We start from the raw sequence: 22,107 nt of genomic DNA, 5'->3' as shown, positions 1-22,107 counted from the left end.
ATGGGGACTCTCACCGCTATTATCCTGACGAAAAATGAAGAACGTCATATCCGGGGTGCGGTGGAAAACGCGGCCAAGTGGGCGGATCAGATCCTTGTCGTGGATTCCGGCAGTACGGATCAGACGGTCGAACTGGCGAAAGAACTCGGGGCGGACGTGGTATTCCGCGCCTGGGATGGAGATTTTTCGGCACAGCGGAATTTTGCCCTGGGCAGTGCCAAAGGAGAATGGGTTTTCTATCTTGATGCTGACGAGCGTCTTACGCCTTCCGCAGCAGCTAAGGTGCGTGCCGTGAAAATCGGCCCGGCAGATCACCAATATTCGCTGAAACGGGAAAATATTGCTTTCGGACATCACTATCATCGCGGTGCTTTCGGCCCCGACAGGGTGACTCGCCTTTTCCCAAAGGGAGCAGTGACCTGGGTCGGCAAAGTCCACGAACGGCCCGAATGTGCGCTGCCCTGTACGGATCTTGCAGAAACGATAGAACATCATACCTATGATTCCTATGCACAGTGGTGGGAAAAAGCCGGCCACTATACAACCATCTGGGCGGATGAGGCATGGGAACAAGGCCGCACGGCAACGCCCGCCAAAGCGGCGCTCCACGCACTGGCCGGCATGTTCAAGGTCTTTATTCTCCAGGGCGGCATCAGCGAGGGCAGCATGGGGTTTGTGGCCACGCTGCAGCATGGTATCTATACAGCCATGAAGTATATGAAACTTGCCGAAAAGAGCTGGCTCGAATAAGGGCATTTTACGGGAACATGCCGCATGATGCGTCAGCCGGCAGCGGCTGCTGCCTTGACAAAACGGCCTTAATTTGCTATAGTTGCGGCGTAAATACGTGATGAAGGGGTTGGCATCCCGGAACGTAAGCACCACAAGAGTGGCCGCGCAAGCGGCAAACAGGGTGGAACCGCGGAAGTGTACTCCCGTCCCTGTAATGTAGATGATTCTCGTCTATATTACAGAGACGGGAGTTTTTGTTTAGGAGGAGAACGAAAAATGATGAATTTCCAGACCATTATTTCAACGCTTAATGCGTATTGGGGTCGTCAGCAGTGCATCAATTTCCATCCTTACGATGTAGAAAAAGGTGCCGGCACGATGAACCCGGCTACATTCCTGAGAGTACTCGGACCTGAACCCTGGAACGTCTGCTATGTAGAACCGTCCCGCCGTCCGGCCGACGGACGTTACGGCGATAACCCGAACCGCCTGTTTCAGCACCATCAGTTCCAGGTCATTATGAAACCGTCCCCGAGCAATATTCAGGAACTTTACCTGGAAAGCCTGCGGGAACTGGGCATCCATCCGGAAGAACACGATATTCGTTTCGTCGAAGATAACTGGGAATCCCCGACTCTCGGTGCCTGGGGAATGGGCTGGGAAGTCTGGCTCGACGGCATGGAAGTCACGCAGTTCACGTACTTCCAGCAAGTCGGCAGCCTGGACATCAAGCCGGTAGCCGTGGAAATCACGTACGGCCTGGAACGTCTTGCCATGTATATCCAGGGCGTAGAAAACGTTTACGATATCAACTGGGTCGGCGACGTTTCCTATGGCGACGTTTTCCACACCAACGAAGTGGAACAGTCCCGCTACAGCTTTGATATTGCAGATATCGATCTGCTCTTCGATCTCTTTGATAAATATGAAAAAGAAGCGAAGCGTGTGCTCCTGACGGGGAATATCCGTCCGGCCTACGATTATGTGCTGAAATGTTCCCACACGTTCAACCTGCTTGACGCGCGCGGCGCCATCAGCGTGGATGAACGGACCAACTACATCGGCCGCGTACGCGCTCTGGCCAGACTTTGCGCTGCTGCCTACGTGGAACAACGCGAAAAACTGGGATTCCCTATGCTGAAGAGAGGTAAGAAATAATGGCGACTTTATTATATGAAATTGGTACGGAAGAGATGCCGGCCCAGTATATGCCCGGTATTTTAGCAAATTATAAGGAACTGGCCGAAACCAAACTGAAGGAAGCCCGGATTCCTTTTGCGGAAGTCAAAGTTTACGGCACGCCCCGCCGCATGGCCTTCATTGCTTCCGAAGTAGCCGACCGCCAGGAAGATGTAACGACGGAAAGCAAGGGACCGTCCCTCAAGATTGCCTTTGACGCTTCCGGCGCTCCGACCAAAGCCGCCCAGGGATTTGCCCGCGGCCAGGGTGTGGACGTCAAGGACCTCATTTCCCGTGACGGCTATGTGTATGCCGTCAAACACGCGGAAGGCAAGGCTACGGAAAGCCTGCTGCCGGGAATCCTCGATGATATCCTGCATTCCCTGTCCTTCCCGAAGACGATGCGCTGGGCTGATTATGAATTCGGTTTTGTCCGTCCTTTCCACTGGATGGTTGCCCTGCTTGATGACAAAGTCATCCCTGTGGAAGCTAATGACGTCAAGAGCGGAAACCAGACCCGCGGACACCGTTTCCTGAGCAATCATCTGATTACCATTCCGACGGCTGATGCCTATGTCAAGACGATGGAAGATAACTTCATCATTGTGGACGTGGACAAACGCCGTGAAATGATCCGTAAGCAGATTACGGAACTGGGTGAAAAGGAAGGCGGTCATACCGCGATTTCCCCGGATCTTCTGGAAGAAGTCCTCTATCTGGTTGAATATCCGACGGCCCTGTGTGGTCACATCGACGAAGATTATCTGAAGCTCCCGAAGGAAGCTGTCATTACGCCGATGCGCGATCATCAGCGCTATTTCCCTGTGCTGGACGACAACGGCAACCTGCTGCCTCGTTTCATTACGGTCCGCAACGGCAACAGCGAGCATCTGGACATTGTGACCCATGGTAACGAACGTGTGCTGCGTGCCCGTCTGGACGATGCCGTATTCTTCTTCAAGGGAGACCGCAAGAAGTCCCTGGAAGCTCATCGCGACGCCCTGCACAATGTTGCATTCCAGCGCGGCCTGGGCAACATGTATGAAAAGACGGAAAGACTTCGCAAGCTGACGGCAGACCTGCTGAAAGCGACCGGTATTGCGGCTGATGCCAAAGCACTGGACCGCGCCGCTATGCTCTCCAAGGCCGATCTTGTGACCGGTATGGTTACGGAATTTACGGAACTACAGGGTATCATGGGCCGTGAATATGCCCTCCTGGATAACGAAGGACAGACGGTGGCTCAGGCCATCGGCGAGCAGTATCTGCCTGCATTTGCCGGTGATGAACTGCCAAAGAGCAACGAAGGCCGCATTCTTGCCGTAGCGGATAAGCTCGATAACATCGTGGCTACTTTCAGCAGAGGCGAAGCCCCGACCGGTTCCCAGGACCCGTATGCACTGCGCCGTCAGGCTCTCGGTATCCTCAATATTGTTGTGGACGGCGGCCTGCACTTCCCGCTGCGCGCTGCTATTGCTGAGACACTGAAAAACCTGCCTATCAAGGTTGATAATGAAGCCAAACTGATTGACGATGTCGTTGACTTCTTTGCACAGCGTACGAAGAACATGCTCCTCGATAAGGGCGTTCGCTATGATATTGTGGACGCTGCACTTGGTGCCGACAATCGGGATGACCTGGCTGACGTATTTACCGCTGCCGATGCCCTGACTGCTTATCTGGGCGAAGCCCAGGCCGCAGACAGCATCCAGGCCTTTACGCGCGTAGAAAATATTACGAAGAAGAACAACGTGACGGATGCTGTGAAGCCGGAACTGCTGAAGGAAGCAGCTGAAAAGGCCCTTTATGAAGCTGTGGAAAAGAATAAAGAAGCAGCTGAAACGGCCCTTAAGGAACGCCGCTTTGCCGATGTCCTGAAGACGAATGATGTGCTGGCGGCACCGGTCAATAAGTTCTTTGATGACGTCATGGTTATGGATAAGGACGAAGCGATAAAGCATAATCGTCTGGCACTTCTCGGCGAAGTGAAACGTCTTGTAAACAGCGTGGCTGATATGAGCCAGCTCGTCATGAAATAATAAAAGAGGGGCTGCTGCAGTGTTTTGCAGCAGCCCTTTCGGATGTGCATTGTGATTTTGCAAAAAAATGGGGAAAGAAAGGATGAACAAGCATGAACGCAAAAGCAGAGAGCTTTAAAAAATTTTTGGATGAAAAAAAGATTAATGCATTTACTTCGGAAGAACTTCAGGATAATCAATTTCACTCAGTTGTATTTCGCTCCAAAATTGATATTCACGGCAACCAGCTGCCGACCATTGTTGTTCTGGACGACACCCCATACTGCATGATTCGGGTCGCTGTGGCACCGCAGGCTCAGACGGCAGACAGCACGGACAAGGAAAAGGCGGCTCTGGCAGAACTTATCAACGGATATAACAGAAAGTATAAGCCGCTCAAATTCTACTTGGATCAGCAAGGCAACCTGGTACTTGATGTCTGCCTGTTCTTTAAGGACGAGACAGAAGTGGACGGCGATTTGATTTACTCTATGTATGACTTGATTATTCGTCAGCTTACAGATGAGTACAAGAATATCATGAAGGCAATTTGGGGCTGAGAGAGTCCTGAAACTCAGAAATTGAACAGGCCTTGAAATCAAAAAGAACGCACGAAAAAGCGGCTTTGCCAGCTGCATTTCGTGCGTTCTTTCAGCATAATGAGACTTGGTTTGAATTTTCAAGAATTTGCTTTTATAAATTCAAAGAAAAATTGTTTAATCAATTTTTCTTCCACAGGCGGGATGCGGACGGCGGGCTGCGGAAAGCGTGAAAAAGAGGCTGTGAAACGCGTATGCATTATTTCACAGCCCCTTTTTTATACATCAGCTTTTACATCATCATACTGTTTGTCCTTTTTAAACAAACTGGCTGCATAGGAACAAACCGGAAGAATCTTGACGTCTGAGTCCCTGGCAGCCCGGACCACGCAGTCTACGAGTTTGCGGGCCAGTCCATGGCCGCCGTATGCCGGGTCGACAAAAGTATGCTCCAGTACCCATACGTCGCCGTCAACAGAATAGGTGCAGCAGCCGACTTCCTGGTTTCCGTCATAGGCGGCCGCACGGTTTTGGTTATCTTCAAAGCGGATACTGATGCTCTCGTCCATAAGGCATCCCCTTTCTTACGTAAATTCTTTACCTATATTTTACAGGATAAAACTTTTAAGTACAGAGAAATTTAAGAAAAAATCAAGAATTTTCAATTTGTTCACGTTTCATCCCGGCTGGGTGGGGAGGTACTGCGGCCTTGTCCTGGAAACGCATAGTATCAGATGTTTTCTGCCGGCAGCGTACTTCAAACGGCGTCTTTTTCCCCGCATGTGTTCACTATATGTGACGGATATGATATAATAACTCATTATGAAATAATTAGACAGGCGGTGAAACCATGAGCATTACAGCAAAAGATGTAAAGCATATTGCAGCGCTTTCCCGGCTGAATGTACCGGCAGAAGACCTTGAGAAGTTTCAGGCACAGTTCAACCAGATCCTGGAATATGCTGAGATTATGAAAAAGGTCGATACGACCGGTATCGAGCCTTCCCCTTATGTACTTCCTACGAGCAACGTTTTTCGTGAAGACGTGCCAAAACCCGGTGTGACCCACGAGGAAGCTATGAAGAATGCACCGGAAGAACATAACGGCGGCTTTAAGGTGCCTCGCGTTATTGAGTAAGAGGAGGAAGAACTGTGGCGTTATACAATGAAACTGTTCATGAACTCCACGAGAAACTGGCCAAAAAGGAAATCAGTTCTGTGGAATTGACCAATGCGGTCTATGACCGGATTGATGAAGTCGAAGATAAAGTCAAAGCGTATATTACTCTGGACAAAGAAGGAGCTTTGAAAAAAGCTCAGGAAGTGGATGCCAAGATTGCTGCCGGCGAGGCCGTGAAGCCGCTGACCGGTATTCCCGGGGCCATCAAAGATAACATTTCCCTGAAGGGAATGCGTCTTACCTGCGCTTCCAAGATTTTGGAAAACTTCCAGCCTGTTTATGATGCTCATGTCATCGAAAACCTGCGCAAGGATAATACTGTATTTTTGGGCAAGACGAACATGGATGAATTTGCCATGGGTTCCACGACGGAAACATCCTATTTCAAATCTACCGCTAATCCCTGGGATCTGAGCCGCGTTCCCGGCGGTTCTTCCGGCGGCAGTGCTGCTGCTATTGCAGCCGGCGAAGCAATCTGGTCCCTCGGCAGTGATACGGGCGGATCCATTCGTCAGCCTGCTTCCTTTAACGGCTGTGTAGGTATCAAACCGACTTACGGCCGTGTTTCCCGTTATGGGTGCATTGCTTTCGCTTCTTCCCTGGATCAGATTGGGCCGATTACGAGAGACGTTACGGACGCAGCGATTGTGCTGAACACCATCTGCGGTGTAGACGCCCATGACTCTACTTCTGCCAACGTGCCGGTTCCTGATTTCACCAAGGCACTGAAACAAGACGTAAAAGACCTGACCATCGGCCTGCCGAAGGAATTCTTTGGCAAAGGCACGGATCCCAAGGTTGCTGAACAGATTAAACTGACGGCTAAAAAGTTCGAAGAACTCGGTGCCAAAGTTATTGAAGTTTCCCTGCCGCATACGGAATATGCCGTTATCACGTATTACATCATTGCACCGGCAGAAGCTTCCGCTAACCTCGGCCGTTTCGACGGTGTCCGTTATGGCTACCGCAACATGCAGGCTCAGTCCGCTCCGGAAATGATGGCTGCTACGCGTACGGAAGGCTTTGGCGAAGAAGTTCGCCGCCGTATCATGCTCGGTACTTATGTACTCAGTTCCGGTTACTATGATGCTTACTACAACAAGGCTATGCAGATCCGTACGCTGATCCGCAACGATTATAAGGAAGTCTTTAAGACCTGCGACCTCCTGCTTACGCCGACGTCTCCTGTCGTAGCTTATCAGCTGGATGCCAAGATGGATCCGCTGACGATTTATATGCTCGATGTAACGACCATTCCTGTCAACATGGCAGGGCTGCCCGGCATTTCCATTCCCTGCGGTTTTGTCGACAACATGCCCGTCGGGGCACAGCTCATCGGCAAGCCCCTGGGTGAAGAAACCCTGCTGCGTGCCGCTTACACCTTTGAACAGGCTACGGATTTCCACAAGGCCGTGGCTCCCCTGGGAGGTAAGAAATAATGACTGAATATACTACCGTAATCGGTTTGGAAGTCCATGCCGAATTGAAAACGAAAACCAAGGCTTTCTGCTCCTGCTCCACGGAGTTTGGCAGTGAACCGAATACGCATGTCTGCCCGGTCTGCCTGGGCATGCCGGGCGCACTGCCTGTCATGAACAAGCAGATGGTAGAATTTGCACTGCGTTTTGCCGTGGCACTTGACTGCGACATCCAGCATTACAGCAAGTTCGACAGAAAGAACTACTATTATCCGGATCTGGCCAAGGCTTACCAGATTTCCCAATTCTATCAGCCTATCGCCCTGGGCGGCCATGTCGATATCAATGTGGACGGCAAGCCGAAGAGAATCGGCATTACGCGTATCCACATGGAAGAAGATGCCGGCAAGCTGGTGCACTCCGGTGCCACCATCAGCACTTCCGATTCTTCTGCCGTTGACTACAACCGTGCCGGTGTACCGCTGATTGAAATTGTATCCGAACCGGATATGAGAAGTGCTGCCGAAGCCCGCGCTTATATGGAAAAGCTGCGTTCCTACCTGCAGTACACGGAAGTCTGCGACGGCAAGATGGAAGAAGGCTCCATGCGCTGCGATGCCAATATTTCCATTATGCCGGAAGGCGCCAAGGAATTTGGTACCCGTGCCGAAATCAAGAACCTGAACTCCTTCAAGGCACTGGAACGTGCGATTGAATATGAAGTGGAACGTCAGAAAGAAATCCTGGAAGACGGCGGTCATGTCATCCAGGAAACCCGTACCTGGGACGATGCACAGGGCATGACGTTCTCCATGCGTTCCAAGGAAGAAGCACACGACTATCGTTACTTCCCTGAACCGGACCTGGCACCTATCATTATTGATGATGCCTGGATTGAAAAAGCAAAGAGCGAACTTCCGGAACTGCCGGATGCCAAGAAAGCCCGCCTGATGAAGGAAAAGGGCCTCGATGAATATAACGCCGAACTCATCGTTGCCGATAAGAAGTTTGCTTCTTACTTTGACAAGGCAGCCGAAGCTACGAAAGATGCCAAGGCTCTTGCCAACTGGATGCTCGGTGACGTGTCCGCTTACCTGAACTCCGAAAGCACGACGATTGAACATTTCCCGATTTCTCCGGAACATCTGGCTGAAATGGTCAACCTGATCGATAAGGGCGTTCTCTCCAGCAAACTGGCCAAGAAGGTCTTTGCTGAAATGCTCAAGAATGACAAAGCTCCTGCTCAGCTCGTCAAGGAACTGGGTCTGGAACAGGTCAGCGATGCCGGTGCTATTCAGGCTATGGTAGATGAAGTCATTGCTGCTAACCCGCAGTCTGTGGCTGATATCAAGGGCGGTAAGGATAAAGCCATTGGCTTCCTCGTCGGCCAGGTCATGAAGAAGTCCCGCGGTAAGGCAAACCCGGGCATGGTTAACCAGATGATTAAGAAGACCATCATGGGTAAGTAATTCTATTAAAATTAGGGGCTGTGAAAAAATGTGTATGCATTTTTCACAGCCCCTAATTTTACGCAGGTCGCAGGTCGCTGGCCGCGGGTCGCCCGTGGAAGAACCCCTAGAAACCAACTGCTGACCATTTCTTATTGCAGACGAGGCTAAATACCATAGGCCAAAAGCGCTTTTTATCTTTTACTTTGCTTAGTCTTCTTAGAGGGTCTCAGTCAGCCTTCTTCTATCGATAAAACAAATACCCCATATCGATAAAAAACGCTCTTTTCCATGCTATAATTAGGAGAAAATTCGGGAAAGGAGAGAATGACATGAGCCGCTCCAAAACATATATTTTGCTCGCACTCATTGGTGCCCTCTGGGGATTTCAGCCCATTACCCTGAAATTTTTACTGCCCTATTGGAGTCCGGCCACGATTACGGTCTTCCGTTTTCTGGTTGTGGGCCTCCTGATTCTGCTGTACCAGTTTATGGCCTCGCATTGGCAGATTCATCAAATCCTTCCGGCCAAAAGAGATTGGCCGTGGATTGTATTCATGGGCATCAACGGACAAATGCTGAATAGTGTGCTGCAGTTCCATGGACTGCAGTTTACGACCGTAACAAACAGTACTTTGATTACGGCAACGACACCTGCTATTACAGCCGTCTGTGCCTTTCTGATCCTGCGTGAACATTTTAACGGCAAACAGTGGCTGGGTATTCTCCTTTCCTTTATCGGCGTCTTGAGCATCATCACCAAAGGTGACATTCAGGTACTTTTGACGATGCACTTTAATCAGGGCGATGTGTTCTGCCTTTTGTCCCAGCTCGCCTGGGCATTTTACAGCCTCGCTTCCAGAAAACTGACCGGACACCTCGATGTGCTGACCGCACTCGGCTGGTGCAGTCTCTGCGGCGCCCTGGGTACGCTCATCTTCGGTCTTTTGTCGGGTACCCTGGCGATTACGATACTGCCTGTCGTTCCTTTCCTTTCTTACTTGTATATCACGCTGTTCGGCGGCATTGCGGCCAACGTTTTCTGGAATATCGGTGTCAAGGAAGTCGGACCCAGCGTCAGCTCTGTTTTCCTGAATTTGACGCCGGTAGTCGGCATGTTTTGCGGCTGGCTGATTTTTGATGATCCCATGGGGCTCATGCAGTTATGCGGTGCTGCCGTTATCTTTGTCGGAGTGTATCTGACTACGCACGGAGCGGAGCACGCCTGATGGCCAAAAGCCGGCACAGTGCATGATTTTTCTTGACTTTTACCGTTACTTATAGTATATTTGAAAGGCTGAATTTGTTTTTAGCACTACCGCCCGGAGAGGTTCCGAAAACTCCGGAAGGAGTACCGTATTCGGCGAGTCTTATGATGAGGGAGGTGCACAGAATGTACGCAATTATCCGTACCGGCGGCAAGCAGTATCGCGTCAGCGAAGGTGATGTCCTGAACGTTGAAAAACTGAATGCTGCTGAAGGCGAAGAAGTCGTTTTTGACGACGTTCTGACCGTAGTTAATGATGCTGACGTTAAAGTTGGCACGCCTAAAGTTGAAGGCGCAAAGGTAACCGCTAAGGTTGCTAAGCAGGGCAAAGCTGATAAGATCTTTGTTTTCAAATACAGAGCAAAGAGCAACTATCGCAAGCGCCAGGGTCATCGTCAGCCTTTTACCCAGGTTGAAATCACGAAGATCGAAGCCTAAGCCATGATCCAGGTAGATTTGTACTACAACAAACATGGCAGAATCAGACGGTACACCGTTTCCGGGCATGCAGACGCCAATCCTGAGGGATTTGACGAAGTCTGCTATGCAGTATCGCTGAATACACAAATTGCCGCAAATGGTCTCAACGAAGTACTTCACCGTCAGGTAAAGTATTCAATCAATGAGGAAGACGGCAGTTTGTCGGTAGCCTTGGTAGGAGAGCCCGACGCTAAGACGGATGCAGTGCTGAAGACTATGGTCTGTGGTCTGCGTCATCTGCAGAAGACTTATACCGAGGAATACCTGAGGATTCATGAACACAGGAGGTGAGTTAAGTGTTCGATTTAATTCTTCAATTACACGCTCATAAGAAAGGGTCCGGTTCCACTCACAACGGTCGTGATTCCAACGCTCAGCGTATGGGCACGAAAGCTCATGATGGTCAGTTCGTAACGGCTGGTTCCATCATCGTTCGTCAACGTGGTACCCGTTTCCATATGGGAAAGAACGTAGGTATGGGCAAGGATTACACCATTTATGCTAAGGTTGCCGGCAAGGTTTCCTTTGACAGATGGGGTAAGGATCGCCGTACCATCAGCGTTATCCCTGCTGAAGCAGAAGCTTGAACATAATGAGGATGATCCCGTCGGCTTGCCGGCGGGATTTTTTCATATCTCTGCTGAAAAAGACCTGCTTTTTTGCTGCTCGTGCACAAGAAAGGAGTACTGTCTATGCTTTGTATCGGATTGGGACCTTCCATCGATCCGGATTGCCGCACCCTTGTGCTGGGGTCGATGCCGGGTGTGCGTTCCCTGCAGGAACAACAATATTACGCCCATCCGCGCAATCGTTTCTGGCCTCTTATGGCTTCAATCTTTGAGGAATCGGTGCCGGTAACCTATGAGGGGCGGCTCGCCATGCTCCTTCGGAACCATGTTGCCCTGTGGGATACCATTGGCCGCTGCGAGCGGGAAGGCAGTCTTGATTCCGCCATCCGGGAGGAAGAACCCAATGATATTGCGGCCCTGATTGGGTCTTATCCGGGCATCTGCCAGATCCTCTGCAACGGTGGAAAGGCTTATGCCGCTTTCCGCCGTTATAATAAGAAGCTGCTTGGAAGGAGCGGCCTCATCATTCGGGCCATGCCATCGACAAGCCCGGCCAACGCGCGCTGCAGCTTGAAGCAGCTGCAAGTGGCCTGGGGGCCGTACTTAAAAAACTTTTGCCGGTAATTCTTTATATTTTTCGTTACTCTATTTTTCACTAAAAGTCCAAAGCTGCTTTTTTATAAACAAACGCGGGGCTGTGAAAAATAAAAAGCGCTTTTAGCTTTTGGCCTATGGCATATAGCGCAGTAAAGTGGACAGTGGCTAGTGGAGAGTGGTTAGCACTGTAGTGCTGGCAGCTGCTTTGGCGGATTCTTGAGATAGAATGCAGCGGGCAGCTGGTAAAAAATAAAGGCGCTTTTGGCTTATGGCATTTAGCATTGGATTGGTACTATCTTCCGCCACTTCGTGGCCTCCTCCTTCCGACTGCGTGGAAGGAGGTCCCAAAGGAATACCCAACCTGACAGTTGGGTTTAATAGAAGGTCATTTTGCTTCCACGGCGGGCTGCGGAAAGCGTGAAAAAGTGGCTATGAAATAATGCACCCGCATTATTTCACAGCCACTTTTGTAGTTTTTCTGTATGGAAAGCTCTCAGGACTTTGCGTTATCGGGGATAATATAACTCACTTTGAATCCATGGTACGTATAGTAGACGTGTTTTCCCTGGGGCGCGGGTTCCGGGGCGTTAACGGTCGAATCTCCCGGCCGGACCTGTCCCCTCACGTAAACGGGAGTCTCACCGGGGGCGAGGTTTGATGAAGGCATTCGTCTGGTTTCCGGGTGTTCATTAATAACAATTTGAGCTTTCCCGGAAGCTCCGTAACGAGCTGCTTCGTAATAGGTATCAAATACACTGAGGGCCATCCGCCCGGTACCGCCGTAGAGGGTATGGATGAAGGGACGGTCTGTGTGGATGCGCTCCATATTCCGCACAAAGTCCTCAAAGGGGATGCTTAGCGATACGCCGCTTGGACGGAGAAACTCATCACCGGTGAAAAGGATGCCTTCCTTTTTGTCGAGAACCATGAGGCCGCCCAGCGTGTGGTTCGAGTGGGGCAGGACGATGACCGAAAGGGGACGATTCCCCAGATCCATCATGTATCCGTCTGTAACCGTGATCACGGGGTAGTTTCGGGGAACATCCATCCCTTTGAAGCTGTTGTAGGGAACGGTGGCGTAGGGAACGCTTTCCCTGGTCATGAAGGCTGCATCAAAATAGGCGTCATTGGCTGTGTGGTCGAAATGATAGTGCGTATTGATGACGTACTTAACGGGTTTTGCTGTGAGCGTTTGGGCAAATTCCCGGATGTTGCCTGCTCCATAGCCACAATCAATCATGACAGCGAGTGCATCCCCTTCGAGCAGATAGCAGTAATCGCCGTCACTGCGGATCTGCCAGGTGTGGGGCGCAATCTGGTGAACTTCATACCAGGGTTCGTCCATGGGTGTCTTTGTTCCATCCGGATTTTGGATAAGAATCTGATGTTTCGAGGAAAAATCAATATTTTTTACAGGCGTCCAGATTTTTGAAGTATCGATCTGCGTGACGCCGTCCTTGATGTCGAAGAGACTTCCCTCTGTGATTCTCGTTGTGACCGTGCGGACGGGGTGATTTTCGTTTCCGTCAAGGCGGAAGAGAGCCACGGTTCCTTCCCGGCTGCCGGCCTTTTCAGCGCGGCCGTACCAGTAGCGGGCCTTCGCAAGGTCTTTTTCCACACCGATTCCGTTCTCGTAGAGACGGCCCAGGGCAAGCTGGCTGGGAGCGGAGACGTTGTCGTCTCTGTAGGCTGACTGCTTATAAAGGGCGAAGGCCTTCTGTGCATCCTGGGGGACACCCTTGCCCTGCTCATAAAGCATTCCCAAAAGATACGTCGATGTCACGTCTCCTTTTTGAGATGCTTCTGTGTACCAATGGGCGGCAAGACTGTCATCCTGAGGAACGCCGTACCCGTTTTCGTAACAGAGACCGATATAGCGGCCGGCCTTCATGTTGCCGCGGGCATAGGCATTTTGCAGATAGCGGAGCGCTTTTTCATAATCTCCTTTGTAATAGGCATCGACGCCTCTTTCCATGATCATTCGCCCTGCAGGGCTGTGATATGTCCCATCCTCATGACGGGGCGGGTAAGATGTCTGACCTGATTTTGGCTGCGCCTGGGCATAAATCGGGGCCATGAATGAAAATAGGGGGATAAGGAGCATCCCGATTGCTTTCACTCGCTTCATTGTTATAAGCCTTCTTCCTCTTTGGAATATATTGTTTATCGAGATGTTTCATTATAGCATAAGAAAAGTTGTCTTCGTAAATGGTATTTCACGGGGAGAAAAGGCATGAACCCGAAACTGAAAGTTATATCTCTTCAGGTACCGGAAAAAATTGTAATTATTTTTCATTCGTTCTTGCAAAAAAATAAAATACATGGTAAAATATCATTTCCATGAAATTTTATTTTTATAGCAGGATCATAAGGTTTCGCGAGTGCTCAGTGGTTGGACATCGCGTTCCGATCGTTTGACTGAGAGGAGCACGCAATGCTGACTGAGGTAACTTATTTTTTACAAGGCTAATCAAAGAATTTTTTTGATTGTGAGCCTTGTTTTTTTGTGTGAAAAAACCTGCAGGATGAAAAAGGAGTGAGGACCCATATGTTGTTCAAACCGGTTCATAATGGCAACCGTACAAGGTACAGCTATGCCAGGATCAAAGAAGTCCTGAAGATGCCGCACCTGATTGACCTTCAGAGAAAATCCTATGAGTGGTTCATCAGAGAAGGACTGCATGATGTCTTTCGTGATGTTTCCCCAATCAAGGATTTTTCGGATAATCTGGAACTGAGTTTTGAAAATTTCACCATCGGCGATCCGAAGTTTGATGTTGAAACTTGCAAAGAAAAAGATGCTACGTATGCAGCTCCGCTGAACGTAGATGTTCGTCTTCTTTATAAAGATACAGGAGAAATCAAGGAATCTACTGTATTTATGGGGGATTTCCCTCTGATGACTGATACAGGTACGTTTGTCATCAACGGTGCTGAACGTGTCATCGTCAGCCAGCTCGTCCGCAGCCCCGGCGTGTATTACTCCAAGGACAGCGATCCTATGGGTAAGTACCTCTATGGTACGACGGTCATTCCGAACCGCGGCGCCTGGATTGAATATGAAACGGACCTCAACAGTATCATCTACGCCCGTGTAGACCGTACCAGAAAGCTTTCTGCCACGTCCCTGCTCCGCGTTATGGGCCTGCCGTCCAATGATGATATCATCTCCGTATTCGGTGAACATCCTTTCCTGGTAGCTACGCTTGCCAAGGATACCACGAAAAACGAAGAAGACGCGGCTCTGGAAATTTACCAGAAACTCCGTCCGGGCGAACCGAAGAACCTCGAAAACGCCCGTCAGCTGATTTATAACATTTTCTCCGATAACAGACGTTATGACCTGGCTAATGTCGGCCGTTACAAACTGAATAAGAAACTGGGCTGGCGCAACCGTCTGAGCGGCAGAACGCTTGCCGAGGATCTGTGCTTTGAAAATCCGGACGGGACGAAGGGTGAAGTCGTCGTTCCGAAGGGAACTGTTATCGGCGATGACGAAATTGATGCCATCGAAAAGAGCGGCATCTTCTCCCAGCCGGGCTACGCTATCGTCTGGGTCATGTTCCAGGAACATCCGGAACGCGTGATCGTCACCAAGGACATCGATCCTTCCGTCCGCACGATTACCCAGGCTGATGTCATTGCTTCCTTCGGCTATCTGCTGAACGTCATCGATGGCATGGAAGGCAAGGACGATATCGACCATCTGGGCAACCGTCGTGTTCGCTGCGTCGGCGAACTGCTGCAGAACCAGTTCCGTATCGGCCTGTCCCGTATGGAACGTGTCATTCGTGAACGGATGACGCTGCAGGATGCCGATGTGATTACGCCGCAGGCTCTGATCAATATCCGTCCGGTTGTGGCTGCCGTTAAGGAATTCTTTGGCAGCAGCCAGCTGTCTCAGTTCATGGACCAGAACAACCCGCTGGCCGAACTGACGCATAAGCGCCGTCTGTCCGCTCTGGGGCCCGGCGGTCTGTCTCGTGAAAGAGCAGGTTTCGAAGTCCGCGACGTACATACGACTCACTATGGCCGTATGTGCCCGATTGAAACTCCTGAAGGTCCTAACATCGGTTTGATTGGTTCATTGGCTACTTATGCTGTTGTCAACCGTTATGGCTTTATCGAAACACCATACCGCAAAGTAGACCGTACAACGGGCATTGTTACGAACGATATCGTTTACCTCGCTGCCGATGAGGAAGATAAATATATAGTAGCACAGGCCAACGAACCGCTGACGGATGATGGTCATTTCGTTAACGAATATGTTACCTGCCGCGATAAAATGGGCGTTATTACGGTCCCGCCGACCCATGTTGACTTCATGGACGTATCTCCTAAACAGGTTATGTCCATTGCTGCCGCACTGATTCCGTTCCTCGAAAACGATGACGCCAACCGTGCCCTGATGGGCGCTAACATGCAGCGTCAGGCCGTGCCTCTGCTGAACCCGAAAGCTCCGGTTGTCGGGACGGGCATGGAATATAAGGTCGCTGTTGACTCCGGTGTCTGCATCCTTGCTAAGCATGCCGGCACGGTCAAGTATGTCAGCGGTGACAAGATCATCGTTACCCGCGATGACGGGACCGGCGTCGACGAATATAACGTACTGAAATTCAAACGTTCCAACCAGAGCACCTGCATCAACCAGCGCCCGATTGTCACTAAGGGCGAAAAGGTCGAAGAAGGTCAGGTCCTGGCTGATGGTCCTGCTACGGATCACGGCGAACTGGCACTTGGCCGCAACGCAATCGCTGCTTATATGCCTTGGGAAGGCTATAACTACGAAGATGCTGTACTGCTGAGTGAAGATCTGGTCAAGGACGATGTCTTTACCTCTATTCATATTGAAGAATACAACTGCGATGCCCGCGATACCAAACTGGGACCTGAAGAAATTACGAGAGATATCCCGAATGTTTCCGAAGATGCCCTGAAAGATCTGGACGAAGACGGTATTATCCGCATCGGTGCGGAAGTCCGCCCGGGCGATATCCTGGTTGGTAAAGTAACGCCGAAAGGCGAGACGGAACTGTCTGCCGAAGAGCGCCTGATTCGCGCTATCTTCGCCGAAAAAGCCCGCGAAGTCCGCGACAGCTCCCTGCGTGTACCTCATGGCGAATTTGGTATCATCAGCAGCGTCAAGATTTTTACCCGTGAGAACGGGGATGAACTGCCGCCTGGTGTAAATAAGCAGGTTCGTGTCAATATTGTTCAAAAACGTAAAATCGGTGAAGGCGATAAGATGGCCGGCCGTCACGGCAACAAGGGTGTTGTTTCCCGTGTTCTGCCGCGCGAAGATATGCCGTTCCTGCCGAACGGCGAACCGGTCCAGATCGTACTGAACCCTCTGGGCGTACCTTCCCGTATGAATATCGGACAGATTCTGGAAGCTCACCTCGGCTGGGCTGCTGTAGCACTTGGCCGCCGTATTGAAAACGGAGATCCTACGGTGGAAGCAGATCTGAGAAAAGCCGGGTACGACTTCGATACGTACGGCATGCCGAAAACGGTGGACGGCGCCGTCCAGGTGGCTGTCCCGGTATTCGATAGTGCCCGTCAGGAAGATATGGCAAAGACGCTGGAAGCTGCCGGCGTAGATGCAAGCGGCAAGACGATCCTGTACGATGGCCGTACGGGTGAACCTTTTGACAACCCTGTAACCGTTGGCTGCATCTACTACCTGAAGCTGCACCATCTGGTTGCCGATAAGATTCATGCTCGTTCTACCGGCCCGTACTCCCTCGTAACGCAGCAGCCTCTGGGTGGTAAAGCTCAGTTCGGCGGTCAGCGTTTCGGTGAAATGGAAGTTTGGGCTCTGGAAGCTTACGGCGCTGCCTACACACTGCAGGAAATCCTGACCGTAAAGTCCGACGATGTGGTCGGCCGTGTAAAGGCTTACGAAGCTATCGTTAAAGGCGAAAACATTCCTGAACCGGGTGTACCTGAATCCTTCAAGGTACTCGTGAAGGAAATGCAGGCTATCGGCCTCGATGTCAGCGTCCTCGACGAAGACGATGAAGAAATCGATCTGGATGATGAAGACGAAGATATCGGAATGGGCGATATTGCAAGAGAACTGGATATGGATATGTCCAACAACAAGGTAACGGCCAGTGCCAATACCGGTGAGAGCAATGTCCATGTAAACAGTGATGAAGAAATCAGCCCGGATGAAGACCAGACTGAAAGCAGTGATTTTGACGTAATCGCCGATACGGGCAACATGGAAATGGATGATACCCAGGGCGACGATAACGGCTCTGACGAAGAGTGAAAGGAGTGAGTGCTCTTGTTGGATGTAAATAAGTTTCATTCTATGAGAATCGGTTTGGCTTCTCCTGAAAAGATCAGATCCTGGTCCCATGGTGAAGTTACTAAACCGGAAACAATCAACTATAGAACTTTGAAACCGGAACGTGACGGCCTGTTCTGCGAACGCATTTTCGGGCCGACGAAAGACTGGGAATGCCACTGCGGTAAATATAAGCGCATCCGTTATAAAGGCGTTGTATGCGATAAGTGCGGTGTAGAAGTTACCCGCGCCAAGGTTCGCCGCGACCGTATGGGCTCCATCGAGCTGGCAGCTCCTGTATCCCACATCTGGTATTTCAAGGGCATTCCCTGCCGTATGGGTGCTATTCTTGATATTGGCCAGCGCAACCTGGAAAAGGTGCTGTATTTTGCCAGCTATATCGTCCTTGATCCGGGCGATACCAACCTGACCAAGAAGCAGCTGCTCACGGAAAGTGAATATCAGGAAAAAGTCGACGAATTCGGCAAGGATAGTTTCCGCGTCGGCATGGGTGCCGAAGCCATCAAGGAACTGCTCCATGAAATCGATGTCGAAAAACTGACGATGGAACTGCGTGCTGCCCTGAAGAATGAGACCAGTCTTCAGAAGAAACGCAACATCGTTCGTCGTCTGGATGTCTGCGAAGCCTTCCTGAAGAGCGGCAACAAGCCGGAATGGATGATCCTCGATGTACTGCCGGTCATTCCTCCGGATCTGCGTCCTATGGTTCAGCTCGACGGCGGCCGTTTTGCCACGAGTGACCTGAACGACCTGTACCGCCGTGTTATCAACCGCAACAACCGTCTGAAGAGACTGCAGGAACTGCAGGCTCCTGATATCATCGTACGTAACGAAAAACGTATGCTGCAGGAAGCTGTCGATGCCCTGATCGATAACGGCCGCCGCGGCCGTGCCGTAACGGGCCCCGGCACCCGTCCTCTGAAGTCCCTGTCCGATATGCTCAAAGGTAAGCAGGGCCGTTTCCGTCAGAACCTGCTCGGTAAACGTGTTGACTATTCCGGCCGTTCCGTAATTGTCGTAGGCCCTGAAATGAAGATGCATCAGTGCGGCCTGCCGAAGGAAATGGCACTGGAACTCTTCAAACCTTTCATTATGAAGCGCCTCGTGGAAAACGGGTCCGCTACCAATATCAAGAGCGCAAAGCGCATGGTGGAACGTGCTTCCGATCCTGTATGGGATGTTCTGGAAGACGTCATCAAGGAACATCCTGTGATGCTGAACCGTGCCCCGACGCTGCACAGACTGGGTATCCAGGCATTCGAACCAATCCTTTCCGAAGGCCGCGCCATCAAGCTGCATCCTCTGGTCTGCACACCGTTCAACGCCGACTTTGATGGTGACCAGATGGCAATCCATCTGCCGCTGTCTGCAGAAGCTCAGGCAGAAGCTCGTGTGCTCATGATGAGTGTCAACAATATTCTGTCTCCGGCAAACGGCAAACCAATCACCGTTCCGACGCAGGATATGGTACTGGGTGCTTATTACCTGACCATTTTCAAAGAGGGTGCCAAGGGTGAAGGTCATCGCTTTATCAGCTTTGATGAAGCCCGTCTGGCTTACTTCCATAAGTATGTGGACCTGCAGGCCCGCATCAAAGTCCGTGTCCCGAATTCCGAAATTTATCCGGAACCTTCCAACGTGGGCGAAAGCCTTGTAACGACTTCTGTCGGCAATATCATCTATAACAGTGAACTGCCGGTAGAAATGCGCTACTATTCCAAACAGGAAGACGGTACGTGGCTCCTTGGTAAGTTGATTGATAAGAAGGAACTGGGCCGTCTGGTTGCTAAGGCACATAAACTGTACGGCAACTTCGGTACTGCCCGCGTCCTTGATATCGTCAAGAAACTCGGTTATGACCATGCCTGCCTGTCCGGTTTGTCCATTGCCGCTTCCGATATCAAGATTCCTAAAGAAAAAGGTGAAATCCTGGCTGCTGCAGAAAAGCAGGTCAGCAAGGTGGAACGCCTGTTCAATCGTGGTATGATGACCGACGACGAACGTTACCGCAAGGTCATTGACATCTGGAACAAAGCTACGGATGACGTAGGAAATGCCCTCATGAAGCACACCATGGACAAATTCAACCCTGTGTACATGATGGCTAACTCCGGTGCCCGTGGTAACGTTCAGCAGATTCGTCAGCTCGCCGGTATGCGTGGTTTGATGGCTGATCCTTCCGGCCGTATCATCGACCGTCCTATCAAATCCAACTTCCGTGAAGGCCTGACCGTATTGGAATACTTCATTTCCACGCACGGTGCTCGTAAAGGTCTGGCCGATACGGCTCTGCGTACGGCAGACTCCGGTTACCTGACCCGTCGTCTGGTCGACGTAGCTCAGGATGTTATCGTCCGCGAGGATGACTGCGATGTCAGCAGCATGGACCTGGTTCGTGAACGCGCCCGCTTCTGCAAGAGCGTCCTTGGCTCCAGTCAGCGCAAGCTGAAGGAATATGCCATCGGACGCACCCTCGCTTCCAGCGTGCTGAATCCGGAAGACGGCAGCATCCTGGCCGAAGCTGATACGGAAATTACGGAAGAAGTCTTTGACCGTCTGCTTGCCGCCAAGATTCTGGAAATCAAACTGTATCCTGTGGACGTAGAAAGCACGGAAGAACCGGAAACACTGAAAATCAACGTCAGCGAAGACCGCGTCAAGGCTGCTTTCCGCGAACATATGACGCATCATTTCCTGGATAAGGAAGTCGCTGAGGATATTGTGAACGCCCAGGGTGAAGTGCTGGCCGAAAAGGGCAGCAAGTTCACGGCAGAAGCTATCGAGAAGGTACTGGAAGACGGTACTGTCAAGGAACTGAGCATCCGCAATAACGAAGTAGACGGTATCTATGTAGAGGCCATCACTTCCGGTAAGAATAAGAGCACGGTTCTGGAATCCCTGCGTGATCGTCTGGTTGGCCGTACGCTGGCCGAAGATATCACCGACAAGGATGGCAAAGTAGTTTACCACCTCAATGACTATATCACGGAAGATATGGCTGACGTCATTGCCGGCCTGCGTGACCGCGTCAAGATTCGCAGTGTACTGACCTGTAAGTCTCACTTCGGTGTCTGCCGCAAGTGCTATGGCCGTAACCTCGCTACCGCCAAGAAGGTAGAAGTCGGCGAAGCCGTAGGTACGATTGCTGCACAGGCCATCGGTGAACCTGGTACCCAGCTGACCATGAGAACGTTCCACACCGGTGGTGTTGCCGGTGAAGATATTACCCAGGGTCTTCCTCGTGTTGAAGAACTGTTCGAAGCCAGAAAACCGAAACATCCTGGTATCCTGGCAGAGTCTGCCGGTACGGTCAGAATCGAAGAAAAGGAAGATGGGCGCTACATCATCATTGTCAGAGAAGATGGCAGTGAAGATTCCTATCACATTCCAACCAGTGCCAAGATTCACGTGGCCGATGGCGCTCACGTGGAAGTCGGCGACCGCCTGACCGAAGGTTCCCTGAATCCGCATGATATTCTCCGCATCAGTGGTCCGAACGCAACGCAGTACTACCTGGTTCAGCAGGTACTGGGCGTTTATAAGTCCCAGGGTGTTGAAATCAATGATAAGCACGTCGAAGTCATCGTTCGTCAGATGATGCGTAAGTATCGCATCGATGACGCCGGTGATACGAGAATGCTGCCGGGCTCCGTCGTCGACATCGCTCAATTCGAAGATGAGAACGATGAAGTCATGGCGGAAGGCAAGGAGCCTGCTAAAGGCCATCCGATCCTGCTTGGTATTACCAAGGCTTCCCTCGCTACGGATTCCTTCCTGTCTGCCGCCTCCTTCCAGGAAACCACGCGTAACTTGACCGATGCCGCTATCAAGGGCAAGGTCGATCCGCTGCTGGGCCTCAAGGAAAACGTTATCATCGGCAAGCTGATTCCTGCTGGTACGGGTATGCCTAAATACCGTAACATCCAGCTGAAACTCCATCGTCCCGATGAAGTAAAGGGAGCTGCTGAAGAAACTCCGAAAGAAAAATAATCACAAATGAAAAAGAGGCTGTGAAATATGCGTGTGCATGATTTCACAGCCTCTTTTTACGCTGGTCGCAAGTCGCTGGCTGCGGGTCGCTAGTGGAAGAAAAATGACCAAGGTATTTTTCTTTGAACTTATAAAAATAAAACCTGAAATTTAGATTAACTGCTAAATTTCAGGTTTTATTTTTTTGAATCAAAAGTCTTACCGCACTGCTGCAGACGAGGCTACATGCCATAGGCCAAAAGCGCCTTTATTTTTTACTAGCTGCTCGCTGCATTCTATCTCAAGAATTCGCCAAAGTAGCTGCCAGCACTACAGTGCTAACCACTCTCCACTAGCCACTGTCCACTTTACTGGGCTATATGCCATAGGCC

The 22,107-nt window shown here is 50.8% G+C and carries 16 protein-coding genes; 14 read left to right on the top strand and 2 right to left on the bottom strand.

What is annotated here, in order from left to right:
• The 4 genes from LKE33_00595 (at position 1) to LKE33_00580 (ending at position 4,489) form a co-directional block, all read left to right on the top strand.
• Positions 1 to 750: a glycosyltransferase family 2 protein gene (locus LKE33_00595; GenBank protein ID MCH3949434.1), complete on the top strand. Its 750-nt coding sequence runs from the start codon at positions 1 to 3 to the stop codon at positions 748 to 750.
• Between the two features lie 258 nt (positions 751 to 1,008).
• Positions 1,009 to 1,890 (top strand): glycine--tRNA ligase subunit alpha, encoded by an 882-nt coding sequence (gene glyQ / locus LKE33_00590; protein MCH3949433.1) that lies wholly within the window; start codon positions 1,009 to 1,011, stop codon positions 1,888 to 1,890.
• A complete protein-coding gene (gene glyS, locus LKE33_00585; GenBank protein ID MCH3949432.1) occupies positions 1,890 to 3,950 on the top strand; it encodes a glycine--tRNA ligase subunit beta in 2,061 nt (686 codons plus the stop codon). Before glyQ ends, glyS begins: the two co-directional genes overlap by 1 nt.
• A 92-nt stretch (positions 3,951 to 4,042) precedes the next feature.
• The gene (locus tag LKE33_00580; GenBank protein MCH3949431.1) at positions 4,043 to 4,489 is read left to right on the top strand and encodes a hypothetical protein; all 447 of its coding nucleotides are present in this window, start codon (positions 4,043 to 4,045) and stop codon (positions 4,487 to 4,489) included.
• A 257-nt stretch (positions 4,490 to 4,746) separates the two neighbouring features.
• Here the strand turns inward: LKE33_00580 and LKE33_00575 are convergent, their stop codons facing one another.
• Entirely contained in the window at positions 4,747 to 5,037 is a 291-nt protein-coding gene (locus tag LKE33_00575; GenBank protein MCH3949430.1) for an N-acetyltransferase, read from the bottom strand.
• A 281-nt stretch (positions 5,038 to 5,318) separates the two neighbouring features.
• Between LKE33_00575 and gatC the strand changes: the two genes are divergently transcribed.
• The 8 genes from gatC to LKE33_00535 all read left to right on the top strand — a co-directional run bounded on the left by gatC (position 5,319) and on the right by LKE33_00535 (position 11,454).
• A complete protein-coding gene (gene gatC, locus LKE33_00570; protein ID MCH3949429.1) occupies positions 5,319 to 5,606 on the top strand; it encodes an Asp-tRNA(Asn)/Glu-tRNA(Gln) amidotransferase subunit GatC in 288 nt (95 codons plus the stop codon).
• Between the two features lie 14 nt (positions 5,607 to 5,620).
• Positions 5,621 to 7,087 carry an Asp-tRNA(Asn)/Glu-tRNA(Gln) amidotransferase subunit GatA gene (gene gatA, locus LKE33_00565; GenBank protein ID MCH3949428.1) on the top strand — a complete coding sequence of 489 codons (1,467 nt, stop codon included), beginning with the start codon at positions 5,621 to 5,623 and terminating at the stop codon, positions 7,085 to 7,087.
• Complete coding sequence (gatB, locus tag LKE33_00560) at positions 7,087 to 8,535, top strand: Asp-tRNA(Asn)/Glu-tRNA(Gln) amidotransferase subunit GatB (GenBank protein ID MCH3949427.1); 1,449 nt, start codon at positions 7,087 to 7,089, stop codon at positions 8,533 to 8,535. Before gatA ends, gatB begins: the two co-directional genes overlap by 1 nt.
• Before the next feature lie 311 nt (positions 8,536 to 8,846).
• Positions 8,847 to 9,743, top strand: a complete 897-nt coding sequence (locus LKE33_00555; protein MCH3949426.1) for a DMT family transporter — start codon at positions 8,847 to 8,849, stop codon at positions 9,741 to 9,743.
• Between the two features lie 164 nt (positions 9,744 to 9,907).
• The gene (gene rplU, locus LKE33_00550; GenBank protein MCH3949425.1) at positions 9,908 to 10,219 is read left to right on the top strand and encodes a 50S ribosomal protein L21; all 312 of its coding nucleotides are present in this window, start codon (positions 9,908 to 9,910) and stop codon (positions 10,217 to 10,219) included.
• Positions 10,220 to 10,222: 3 nt separating this feature from the next.
• Positions 10,223 to 10,552: a ribosomal-processing cysteine protease Prp gene (locus LKE33_00545; protein ID MCH3949424.1), complete on the top strand. Its 330-nt coding sequence runs from the start codon at positions 10,223 to 10,225 to the stop codon at positions 10,550 to 10,552.
• A gap of 5 nt (positions 10,553 to 10,557) precedes the next feature.
• On the top strand, positions 10,558 to 10,848 hold the full coding sequence (gene rpmA, locus LKE33_00540; protein ID MCH3949423.1) for a 50S ribosomal protein L27: 291 nt from the start codon (positions 10,558 to 10,560) through the stop codon (positions 10,846 to 10,848).
• Between the two features lie 105 nt (positions 10,849 to 10,953).
• Positions 10,954 to 11,454 (top strand): DNA-deoxyinosine glycosylase, encoded by a 501-nt coding sequence (locus LKE33_00535; GenBank protein MCH3949422.1) that lies wholly within the window; start codon positions 10,954 to 10,956, stop codon positions 11,452 to 11,454.
• Between the two features lie 466 nt (positions 11,455 to 11,920).
• On the opposite strand, the gene LKE33_00530 is transcribed toward LKE33_00535, so the two are convergent.
• A complete protein-coding gene (locus LKE33_00530; GenBank protein ID MCH3949421.1) occupies positions 11,921 to 13,408 on the bottom strand; it encodes an MBL fold metallo-hydrolase in 1,488 nt (495 codons plus the stop codon).
• Positions 13,409 to 13,975: 567 nt separating this feature from the next.
• On the opposite strand from LKE33_00530, the gene LKE33_00525 reads away from it, so the two are divergent.
• Together LKE33_00525 and rpoC are read left to right on the top strand one after the other, a co-directional pair.
• Positions 13,976 to 17,707, top strand: a complete 3,732-nt coding sequence (locus tag LKE33_00525; GenBank protein ID MCH3949420.1) for a DNA-directed RNA polymerase subunit beta — start codon at positions 13,976 to 13,978, stop codon at positions 17,705 to 17,707.
• Positions 17,708 to 17,722: 15 nt separating this feature from the next.
• Complete coding sequence (gene rpoC, locus LKE33_00520; GenBank protein MCH3949419.1) at positions 17,723 to 21,736, top strand: DNA-directed RNA polymerase subunit beta'; 4,014 nt, start codon at positions 17,723 to 17,725, stop codon at positions 21,734 to 21,736.
• Positions 21,737 to 22,107: the final 371 nt, after the last annotated feature.

This window comes from Acidaminococcus sp. (genome assembly GCA_022482815.1).
Taxonomy (GTDB): Bacteria; Bacillota; Negativicutes; order Acidaminococcales; family Acidaminococcaceae; genus Acidaminococcus.
The sequence above is the reverse complement of the archived record's forward strand: the minus strand, read 5'-3'. Positions and strand labels throughout refer to the sequence as shown.

What these genes read in the sequence shown, in the direction of transcription:
- LKE33_00580 (MCH3949431.1), top strand. Translation starts at nt 4,043, where the DNA reads ATGAACGCAAAAGCAGAGAGCTTTAAAAAATTTTTGGATGAAAAAAAG.
- gatC (MCH3949429.1), top strand. Translation starts at nt 5,319, where the DNA reads ATGAGCATTACAGCAAAAGATGTAAAGCATATTGCAGCGCTTTCCCGG.
- LKE33_00525 (MCH3949420.1), top strand. Translation starts at nt 13,976, where the DNA reads ATGTTGTTCAAACCGGTTCATAATGGCAACCGTACAAGGTACAGCTAT.
- gatB (MCH3949427.1), top strand. Translation starts at nt 7,087, where the DNA reads ATGACTGAATATACTACCGTAATCGGTTTGGAAGTCCATGCCGAATTG.
- glyS (MCH3949432.1), top strand. Translation starts at nt 1,890, where the DNA reads ATGGCGACTTTATTATATGAAATTGGTACGGAAGAGATGCCGGCCCAG.
- LKE33_00535 (MCH3949422.1), top strand. Translation starts at nt 10,954, where the DNA reads ATGCTTTGTATCGGATTGGGACCTTCCATCGATCCGGATTGCCGCACC.
- LKE33_00595 (MCH3949434.1), top strand. Translation starts at nt 1, where the DNA reads ATGGGGACTCTCACCGCTATTATCCTGACGAAAAATGAAGAACGTCAT.
- LKE33_00555 (MCH3949426.1), top strand. Translation starts at nt 8,847, where the DNA reads ATGAGCCGCTCCAAAACATATATTTTGCTCGCACTCATTGGTGCCCTC.
- glyQ (MCH3949433.1), top strand. Translation starts at nt 1,009, where the DNA reads ATGATGAATTTCCAGACCATTATTTCAACGCTTAATGCGTATTGGGGT.
- LKE33_00530 (MCH3949421.1), bottom strand. Translation starts at nt 13,408, where the DNA reads ATGATCATGGAAAGAGGCGTCGATGCCTATTACAAAGGAGATTATGAA.
- rplU (MCH3949425.1), top strand. Translation starts at nt 9,908, where the DNA reads ATGTACGCAATTATCCGTACCGGCGGCAAGCAGTATCGCGTCAGCGAA.
- LKE33_00575 (MCH3949430.1), bottom strand. Translation starts at nt 5,037, where the DNA reads ATGGACGAGAGCATCAGTATCCGCTTTGAAGATAACCAAAACCGTGCG.
- LKE33_00545 (MCH3949424.1), top strand. Translation starts at nt 10,223, where the DNA reads ATGATCCAGGTAGATTTGTACTACAACAAACATGGCAGAATCAGACGG.